General features: G+C 56.2%; 12 protein-coding genes and 1 pseudogene. 8 read left to right on the forward strand and 5 right to left on the reverse strand.

Going from position 1 to position 7,921, the window contains the following annotated elements:
* The 8 genes and pseudogenes from AAAC48_RS25900 to pqqE all read left to right on the forward strand — a co-directional run.
* A pseudogene (locus AAAC48_RS25900) lies at window positions 1-127 on the forward strand (c-type cytochrome, methanol metabolism-related); the annotation flags it as partial.
* Window position 128: 1 nt separating this feature from the next.
* Window positions 129-992 carry a substrate-binding domain-containing protein gene (locus AAAC48_RS25905; RefSeq protein ID WP_340656952.1) on the forward strand — a complete coding sequence of 288 codons (864 nt, stop codon included), beginning with the start codon at window positions 129-131 and terminating at the stop codon, window positions 990-992.
* A gap of 40 nt (window positions 993-1,032) precedes the next feature.
* Window positions 1,033-1,557 carry a PQQ-dependent catabolism-associated CXXCW motif protein gene (locus AAAC48_RS25910; RefSeq protein ID WP_340656953.1) on the forward strand — a complete coding sequence of 175 codons (525 nt, stop codon included), beginning with the start codon at window positions 1,033-1,035 and terminating at the stop codon, window positions 1,555-1,557.
* A gap of 77 nt (window positions 1,558-1,634) precedes the next feature.
* Window positions 1,635-1,730, forward strand: a complete 96-nt coding sequence (locus AAAC48_RS25915) for a pyrroloquinoline quinone precursor peptide PqqA (protein WP_100002498.1) — start codon at window positions 1,635-1,637, stop codon at window positions 1,728-1,730.
* 99 nt (window positions 1,731-1,829) lie between these two features.
* A complete protein-coding gene (pqqB, locus tag AAAC48_RS25920; protein WP_340656954.1) occupies window positions 1,830-2,762 on the forward strand; it encodes a pyrroloquinoline quinone biosynthesis protein PqqB in 933 nt (310 codons plus the stop codon).
* Window positions 2,759-3,514, forward strand: coding sequence for a pyrroloquinoline-quinone synthase PqqC (gene pqqC, locus AAAC48_RS25925; protein WP_340656955.1), 756 nt, complete (start codon window positions 2,759-2,761; stop codon window positions 3,512-3,514). The genes pqqB and pqqC overlap by 4 nt, the downstream gene beginning before the upstream one ends.
* Window positions 3,511-3,810 (forward strand): pyrroloquinoline quinone biosynthesis peptide chaperone PqqD, encoded by a 300-nt coding sequence (pqqD, locus tag AAAC48_RS25930; RefSeq protein ID WP_340656956.1) that lies wholly within the window; start codon window positions 3,511-3,513, stop codon window positions 3,808-3,810. The genes pqqC and pqqD overlap by 4 nt, the downstream gene beginning before the upstream one ends.
* Window positions 3,807-4,931 carry a pyrroloquinoline quinone biosynthesis protein PqqE gene (gene pqqE, locus AAAC48_RS25935; protein ID WP_340656957.1) on the forward strand — a complete coding sequence of 375 codons (1,125 nt, stop codon included), beginning with the start codon at window positions 3,807-3,809 and terminating at the stop codon, window positions 4,929-4,931. Before pqqD ends, pqqE begins: the two co-directional genes overlap by 4 nt.
* Here pqqE and AAAC48_RS25940 read toward each other — a convergent pair.
* The 5 genes from AAAC48_RS25940 to AAAC48_RS25960 are packed head-to-tail and all read right to left on the reverse strand — an operon-like array spanning window position 4,921 to window position 7,916.
* Window positions 4,921-5,553 carry a hypothetical protein gene (locus AAAC48_RS25940; RefSeq protein ID WP_340656958.1) on the reverse strand — a complete coding sequence of 211 codons (633 nt, stop codon included), beginning with the start codon at window positions 5,551-5,553 and terminating at the stop codon, window positions 4,921-4,923. The genes pqqE and AAAC48_RS25940 overlap by 11 nt on opposite strands.
* Window positions 5,550-6,353 (reverse strand): ABC transporter permease, encoded by an 804-nt coding sequence (locus AAAC48_RS25945; protein ID WP_340656961.1) that lies wholly within the window; start codon window positions 6,351-6,353, stop codon window positions 5,550-5,552. Before AAAC48_RS25945 ends, AAAC48_RS25940 begins: the two co-directional genes overlap by 4 nt.
* A gap of 59 nt (window positions 6,354-6,412) precedes the next feature.
* The gene (locus AAAC48_RS25950; RefSeq protein ID WP_340656959.1) at window positions 6,413-7,219 is read right to left on the reverse strand and encodes an ABC transporter ATP-binding protein; all 807 of its coding nucleotides are present in this window, start codon (window positions 7,217-7,219) and stop codon (window positions 6,413-6,415) included.
* A 34-nt stretch (window positions 7,220-7,253) separates the two neighbouring features.
* Window positions 7,254-7,748 (reverse strand): hypothetical protein, encoded by a 495-nt coding sequence (locus tag AAAC48_RS25955; protein ID WP_340656960.1) that lies wholly within the window; start codon window positions 7,746-7,748, stop codon window positions 7,254-7,256.
* Window positions 7,749-7,778: 30 nt separating this feature from the next.
* On the reverse strand, window positions 7,779-7,916 hold the full coding sequence (locus AAAC48_RS25960) for a hypothetical protein (RefSeq protein ID WP_340656962.1): 138 nt from the start codon (window positions 7,914-7,916) through the stop codon (window positions 7,779-7,781).
* Between the last annotated feature and the right edge of the window lie 5 nt (window positions 7,917-7,921).

Here is a 7,921-nt window from a genome sequence, read left to right on the forward strand (position 1 = left end):
CATGGACGATCTCTATGTATATCTGCGTGCTCGCGCGGTGGGCGATCTTGATCGAGGTCGCCCGGCAAAACATGAAAACAAACCGGAAGCCGCCAAGCAGCAGGAATCGTCCTGCATGGGTGGATAAAATGGATCAGCAGACACGTCCCGCCTTGAAATGGATTGCCGCCTCTCTGATAGCGGCAGTCTTCGCGATGCCCTCGGGGGCTTTCGCACAAGGTGCTGGCCTTGGAGCCGCCGGCGAACTCGTCGATCCGGACGTGTTGCGTGTTTGTGCGGATCCTTCTGACATGCCATTTTCCGATCAAAGCGGTAAGGGCTTTGAAAACAAGCTGGCGGAGCTTGTGGCCGCCAAGACTGGCCGAAAATCGGTGGCCTACACATGGTATCCGATGGCTACAGGGTTCGTGCGCAATACACTTCGATCCAATCGCTGCGACATCATCATGGGCTACGCTCAGGGCGATGAACTGGTTCAGAATACCAACGCCTATTACCGTTCGACCTATGTCATGATCTACAAGAAGGACAGCGGCCTCGACGGTGTCGAAACGATCGAGGACAGCAAACTGGCTGACAAGAGAATTGGTGTCGTCGCCGGCACGCCACCGGCCGCCAATCTCGCCAAGGCCGGCTATATGCGCAATGTCCACGCCTATCCGCTGATGGTCGATACGCGTCTCGCACCATCCATGGCGGATGTCATGATCAAGGAGCTCAAGAGTGGCGTGATCGATGTCGCGATCCTTTGGGGTCCCATGGCCGGATATTATGCGAATGAGATTGATCCAAACTTGACCGTTGTGCCTCTGGCAAAGGAAAAGTCCGGTCATATGGCCTATCGGATCACGATGGGCGTTCGCCCATCCGATCAGGAATGGAAGCGCACATTGAACAAGGTGATCAGGGAGAACCAGGCGGAGATCAACAAGATATTGCTCAACTACCATGTTCCGCTGATCGACGAAAATGACAAGCCGATCATGCAATAGCCCGTTGTCAGGCAAATGGTCGCGGAACTGTTTTGGAGCGATGACCGTTCTGGTTGGTGTTTTTGCGGCAGCAGTAACCGCTGCAGCTGACACTGCTCTGGAACCTGTGGGATACAGGACCGAGAACTACCGCGCACCGGTTCCTGCGACGTTGAAGGGGGCGAAGGTTGTCACAACCGATGAAACCGTAGCCCTTTGGAAAGACAAGTCAGCGGTGTTTGTGGATGTCCTTCCGCACGATCCGAAGCCGGCAAACCTTCCGGCTGGAACAATCTGGAAGGAGAAGGTGCGGGAGGATATTCCCGGAAGCATATGGCTCGCCAATGTGGGCTACGGGGTCATAAACAAGGAGACGGAAGCCTATTTTCGCAAGGGGCTGCAATCTCGACTGGGTGATGACATGAATCGAAAGGTGCTTTTCTATTGTATGGAGAATTGCTGGATGTCCTGGAACGCGGCCAAAAGGGCTGTCGAATGGGGATACCGATCAGTCCTCTGGTACCCTTTGGGCACCGATGGCTGGGTCGCGGCGAAGCAGCCCACACAGAGAAATGAACCCTATTAATTTCAATCTTGCGCCATGATGGCGTATGATGCCGGAGAAAGATCAGTCTGTGATCTTTGAATGAGAAGGAGCAAAGTATGAAGAAAACATGGACAAAACCAACCATGTGCCAGGTTGCTGCAGGTATGGAACTTTCTCGTTACCTGCCCGCAGAACTGAAGGCCAAGAAGTAAACCCCAACCTTCGCCCTGCGTGACCCGATTGCGTAGGGCGACTTGGGCTTGATTACCAGGCTGGAAGGTCATTTCCGGCAATAGGGATATTTGCCCGCAATGCGATTGATCATCATCGGCTCCGCGGCAGGAGGCGGGTTTCCACAATGGAATTGCAACTATCGATTGAGTCGTGGGGCGTGGAAGGGGGAAAAAAACCTTCGTCCCCGGACACAGTCCAGCCTTGCCGCCAGTGCAAACGGGAGTGACTGGGTCTTGTTCAATGCATCGCCGGATATCCGCCAGCAGATCGCGGCAACGCCGGAGCTCCAGCCAGATGCGGATGGGCCGCTCCGCGGAACGCCGATCACAGCCGTCATCCTTACCAATGCCGATGTCGATCACATTGCCGGGCTGCTTAGTCTGCGCGAGCGCGAGCCATTCGTTATTTATGCGACACGCCGCGTGCTTCAGGTCCTCGAAGCCAATTCCATCTTCAACGTTCTCGACAGTTCGATCGTCCAGCGGCGTGAACTCGTGCTGGGCGAACAGACCGATATTATAGATGTCAACGGAGAGCGGACAGGCATCGTCGTTGAAACATTTGCCGTTCCCGGCAAGGTGGCCCTGTTTCTCGAAGACCAGACAAAGGACGGCTTTGGCACGCAGGAGGGCGATACGATTGGATTGCGCATTTCTTCGCGGGTCGACGATCTTGCGGCCTTCTATATTCCCGGTTGCGCCCGCATCGATCACTCCCTGAAGCAACGACTGTCCGGTGCGGATTGCCTTCTCTTCGACGGAACTGTCTTCACCGATGACGAAATGATCACGGCAGGCGTTGGCGCCAAGACTGGCGCGCGCATGGGACATTTGCAAATTTCAGGCGAAGCAGGTTCGATGGTCTCCCTCGCAGATACCGGCATCAAGCGCAGGATCTATGTTCACATCAACAACACCAATCCCATTCTCGACGAAACCTCGCCCGAACATGCGGCGGTGAACGAGGCGGGATGGGAAGTTGCCCATGACGGTATGGAGGTGCGGCTTTGAACGACTTTGGCAATGCTGCGTGTAACGGTTTGTCACCGGCTGGCCTTGAGGCAGTCCTGCGTGAAGTAGGCGCTGCCCGTTATCACAACCGTCATCCGTTTCATCACCAGATGACCAGCGGCGCTTTGACAAAGGCGCAAATGCAGGCCTGGGCGCTTAACCGCTATTGCTACCAGTCCGTCATTCCGCGCAAGGATTCGATGATCATTGCGCAATCAACGGATCCGGAATTTCGCGCGGAATGGCGCAAGCGGATTGAAGATCATGACGGCAGCGATGGCTGGAATGGCGGCATCGCCCGGTGGCTTAAGCTGGCAACAGGCCTCGGTCTTGATGCCGATATGGTCAAGAGCGAAAAGCTTGCACTACCCGCCACGCGGTTCGCTGTCGGCGCCTATCTCTCCTTCTGCACCAATCGGAGTCTACTTGAAGCAGTCGCTTCGTCGCTAACGGAATTGTTCTCGCCGGTTATTATCGGCGAGCGCGTCCCGGCCATGCTGGCGAAGTACGACTATGTGACCAAAGACATCCTCGCCTATTTCGACAAGCGCCCGACACAGGCATCGCGCGATTCCGATTTTGCGCTGGCCTATGTGATGAACCACGCCGACAATCCTGAAAAGCAACAAGCTGTGATCGACGCGCTGGTCTTCAAGTGCGACGTGCTTTGGGCGATGCTCGATGCTCTTGCCCATGCCTATGGCGAAAAGGGTAATATCCCGCCAGGCGCTTTCGATCCGGAGGCGGTATGATGCAGATAACCCCGATCCGATCCCTTCTGTCGATGCAATCGAAGCCGGTTTTGAAACGGCATGTTCGGCTGCAATATGATAAGGTGCGGGGAGCGTGGGCGCTTTTATCGCCAGAGCGGGTGTTTTGGCCGAACGAGGTCAGTCTCGACATTCTGCGGCTATGCGACGGACAGCACAGTGTGGCGCAAATGATTGCCCTGCTCGGCGATCTATATGGAGCGGATGAAGCGGAGATCACGCCGGATGTGACCGGCTTTCTCCAGGAATGGTCCGACAAGTTTCTGGTGACGCTATGACGGAACCTGTTCTACCCCCGATCGGAATGCTGGCGGAATTGACGCATCGCTGCCCGCTGCAATGCGTCTATTGTTCCAATCCGGTTGAGCTTATGAAAGCCAACCGGGAAATGGACACGCAAGGCTGGATTTCCCTGTTCGAGCAGGCGGCAGATCTCGGCGTCTTGCAAGTCCATCTTTCCGGCGGCGAGCCGACTCTGCGGACCGATCTAGCGGAGCTCATTGCGGCGCTTGCCCGGCGCGGCGTCTATACCAATCTGATCACAGCCGGCGTTGGAATTGCGGAAGGGCGGATTGAAGCCTGGGCCAAGGCCGGGCTTGATCATATCCAGTTGAGTTTCCAGGGCGCTCATCCTGCGACCACAGAAAAGATCGGCAATTCCCGCGGTGCCCATGAGAAAAAACTCGAGACAGCTAGACGTGTCCGGGAAGCTGGCCTGCCGCTGACGATCAACGCGCCGATCCATCGGCACAATATGGAGGAAGTGCCGGGTTTCATCGAGCTTGCGCTGTCCCTCGGTGCAGAACGGTTGGAAATCGCCAATGTGCAATATGCGGGCTGGGCGCTGCTCAATCGCAAGGCATTGATGCCGGAGCGCGAAGCGGTCGAGCGCCAGGTGCGAATTGTCGAGGAAGCGCAGGAACGGTTGAGCGGCATCATGACGATCGATTTCGTGACCCCCGATTATTTCGCCATTTATCCGAAACCCTGCATGGGTGGCTGGGCACGCGATGCGTTCATGGTGGCGCCGGATGGCACGGTCCTTCCGTGTCATGCCGCCGGTACAATCAAATCCCTGCATTTCGAGCGCTTTGGTGACTGGAGTTTGAGCAGGATCTGGCATGAGTCGTCTGCGTTCAATGCCTTCCGCGGCACGGACTGGATGCAGGAGCCCTGCCGGAGCTGCGAGCGCAAGGAAATCGATTGGGGTGGATGCCGCTGCCAGGCTATGGCGATCGCAGGCGATGCCGCGGCGACCGATCCCGCCTGCATCAAGTCTCCGTTACATGCGCGGATGGGTGCGCTGATCGAGGAAGCCATAGATACAAAAGCATCTGATGCGACGCCAGACGCCTTTACCTACAGGCGCATCGGGCGAGTGGCCGAGCCTACTGCTTGAGCATCGACTGGCTAATCGTTTTTGCCAGGCCGTACAATCGCTGCTCGATGATTGTCGGGACTTCACAGACATAGGATAGCGACTGCACCCGTTCCTGGAAAATACGGGTCTCCCATGTCAGCCGTTCGTTCAGCCTGTCCAGATCTTCGGGATTGTCATCAGGCTTGGCTCGCATCGCATCGGCCGCAGAGGCCTCCTTGCGCAGATCCTCGGCCATCTCCCGTTGTCTACTCGCGTAACGGCCGATTCCGGAAATAATCTGGCCGCGCTCGCCATTCAGCTTATCGAACAGACCCTGGAACAGTTTGAAAAGCTTATCGTTCACCTGGTCTTTCGGCAGGCTGGCCGCAAATTCGATGATCTGCTTCTGCGCCAAGTCGAGTGGATTGCGTCGTGCCGCCAATTCTTCGATCAGGTCCCCAATCTTCGGATCAGCTTCCCAGTCTTTGGCAGAATCCGGCATGGGAGGTCCATTCCATACCTGGCCGATCGAAAGTTCGGGCACCTTGCGCTGGACGCACGGCCAATCGGGATCATTGACTGCCGCTGCCGAAGATAGACCAAGCAGGGCCGCATAAAGAAGGAGACTTGTCGAAGCACCAAAAGCAATACGCAGGTTCAATTGTTTCCTCCCTCTTGCTTCTTGACGACAAGGCCCCTTGACGGGTCGTAAGCAATGATAGCGCTGGCGATCAAAACCAATGTGAAGCCGCAAACCACGCCAAGCGATGTCCATTCGATCTGTCCGTAGAAGGCAAACCGGACCAGTTCGACTGCGTAGGTAAAGGGATTGAGCAGGCATATCTTGTAAAGGAGCGGGCTGGCTTCCTGCACGCGCCATAATGGGTAGAGTGCCGACGATGCGAAATACATCGGGAAGATCACGAAGTTCATGATGCCGGCGAAGTTTTCGAGCTGCTTGACCACTGAAGACAGCAGCATACCCAAAGCGCCCAGCATCATTCCGGAAAGGAAAAGCGCAGGCAGGGTGAGGAAATAGCCCGACGGCGGTGCCTTTACCCCCCAGAACCAGGCGATGAACAGGAACGCGTAGACCTGGATGATCGATACGGCGACACCGGCGAGAAGCTTCGATACCAACAGGAACCAGCGCGGAAAAGGGCTGACCAGCAGCGTGCGCATATTGCCCATCTCGCGGTCATAGACCATGGAGAGAGATGATTGCATGCCGCTGAACAAGAGGATCATCCCGCACAGGCCGGGCGTGATGTACACCTCATAGAGAACATAGGTCTGATAGGGCGGAATGATCGAAACGCCGAGTACCTGGCGGAAACCTGCCGCGAAGATGAAGAGCCACAGCAGCGGCCGGACCAGCGACGAAATAAACCGCTCGCGCTGATTGAGATATCGCAGGCCTTCGCGAATGAGAATGCCCTTGAGGCAGACGAGATACTGCATCACGCCGAAACGCTTGCGCCCTGCTGAACGTGCAATCTGGCCAGGGTTGGTAATGTCGCTCATGGCCTGTGCCCCGGATTCAAGGTGACAATGCCCGTGAGACGTGAGAACGCCTCGTTGATCGTCGCGGCACCCACTGCCTTGACCACCTCATTCACCGCGCCGTTGGCCACCAGTTTGCCTCGGTCGAGCACGATGACCTGATCGGCATGGCTGACCTCGTCAATCAGATGCGTCGCCCACAGCACACTTATCCCGTTGTCCTGCACCAGCTTGCGAATGTCGGCGAGGATTGTGGCGCGTGACTTGATGTCGAGCCCCACTGTCGCCTCGTCGAGCAGCAGCAACGAGGGCTGATGCAGCAAGGCGCGGATAATCTCGACACGCCTGATCTGCCCGCCCGACAGACTGCGGGCCTTTTCATGTAGGCGATCGCTCATGTCGATTGATTGCAGCAGCTCATGAATACGCTGGTTCGCTTCGCGCGCTCCGATGCCGTGCAGCGATGCGTGGTAAGACAGGTTCTGATGCACCGACAGGTCAAGATCGAGTGTACGCGCCTGGAAAACGATCCCCAGCCGCCGCAGCGCATCACCAGGCCTGCGATTTATATCGTGGCCAAAGACATGGATATGCCCGTTTCGCGTCGCGAAGAGATGGCTGATCAGCGAAAAAAGCGTCGTCTTACCGGCGCCGTTCAGCCCGAGAAGCACAGCAAACCGGCCTGGCGCGATGGAAAACGATATGTTGTCCAGCGCCTGCCGCTTGCCATAGGCGTAGCTTACGGAGGCGAGCTCAAGCGCCGGAACATTGGTCTCCGGCAATGATTTACCTTGAACATTCTTCAATCCGGCATTTGTACCCATTGAACTCCACCCTCAGTCTTAGACTGACTGACTGCTATTTGATAGTGATCTTACCTTTCATCCCCTTGTCCGCAAGGTCGGGAACGGACCAAGTGTATTCGCCGGGCCGTACTGCCGTAAACTGCACATTGATGGTGCCGGGTGCGTCGAACTCAAGCCATGCCGGGGCACCATTCATGTGCACTTCGAGCTCGTTGATGACGATCTGGTTCATCCATACATTGCGAAAGAGATCCGTAACAAATTTATATTCGAAACCGGCGGCGGAGGTGATTTTCCACCGGTAGCCCTGCCCGGCAACCAGCTCGAAATCCTTCTGGTTCACCGCGAAATCATCTGTCTTCGAACCGAGGATAAGTTCGGGCACATTCTTGCTGGCGCGGCTGATTGCAGGTGCCTTCGTCTGGGTCTCGGCCTTTGGCTTTGGCGCAGCCGGATCATCATCGTCATCTGCCTGCGCAAACGCGAAAGATTGAACAACTACAACACTGAGAAATGTAGCCAGCAGTAATGATTTCTGATTCGTCATATATTTCCTCCCTTGTCCGTCAGTCTTGCCTCAGTTCGATGATATCGCCACGCCCCAGGGCAATTGACCGACAGTAACCGACTTGATTGGTTCGTCGGTGGCGGTGTCGATGAAGGTAATGTCGTTGGACAGGCCATTGGTGCTGATGATCGTCTTGCCATCCGGCATGAATG

The sequence above is a fragment of the Phyllobacterium sp. genome (assembly GCF_037994405.1).
Taxonomy (GTDB): Bacteria; Pseudomonadota; Alphaproteobacteria; order Rhizobiales; family Rhizobiaceae; genus Phyllobacterium.

Bases quoted from the DNA above. Each gene is read 5' to 3' on its own strand.
- AAAC48_RS25905 (WP_340656952.1), top strand. From the start codon at position 129: ATGGATCAGCAGACACGTCCCGCCTTGAAATGGATTGCCGCCTCTCTG.
- AAAC48_RS25910 (WP_340656953.1), top strand. From the start codon at position 1,033: ATGACCGTTCTGGTTGGTGTTTTTGCGGCAGCAGTAACCGCTGCAGCT.
- AAAC48_RS25915 (WP_100002498.1), top strand. From the start codon at position 1,635: ATGAAGAAAACATGGACAAAACCAACCATGTGCCAGGTTGCTGCAGGT.
- pqqB (WP_340656954.1), top strand. From the start codon at position 1,830: ATGCGATTGATCATCATCGGCTCCGCGGCAGGAGGCGGGTTTCCACAA.
- pqqD (WP_340656956.1), top strand. From the start codon at position 3,511: ATGATGCAGATAACCCCGATCCGATCCCTTCTGTCGATGCAATCGAAG.
- pqqE (WP_340656957.1), top strand. From the start codon at position 3,807: ATGACGGAACCTGTTCTACCCCCGATCGGAATGCTGGCGGAATTGACG.
- AAAC48_RS25945 (WP_340656961.1), bottom strand. From the start codon at position 6,353: ATGCAGTATCTCGTCTGCCTCAAGGGCATTCTCATTCGCGAAGGCCTG.
- AAAC48_RS25950 (WP_340656959.1), bottom strand. From the start codon at position 7,219: ATGGGTACAAATGCCGGATTGAAGAATGTTCAAGGTAAATCATTGCCG.
- AAAC48_RS25955 (WP_340656960.1), bottom strand. From the start codon at position 7,748: ATGACGAATCAGAAATCATTACTGCTGGCTACATTTCTCAGTGTTGTA.
- AAAC48_RS25960 (WP_340656962.1), bottom strand. From the start codon at position 7,916: ATGCCGGATGGCAAGACGATCATCAGCACCAATGGCCTGTCCAACGAC.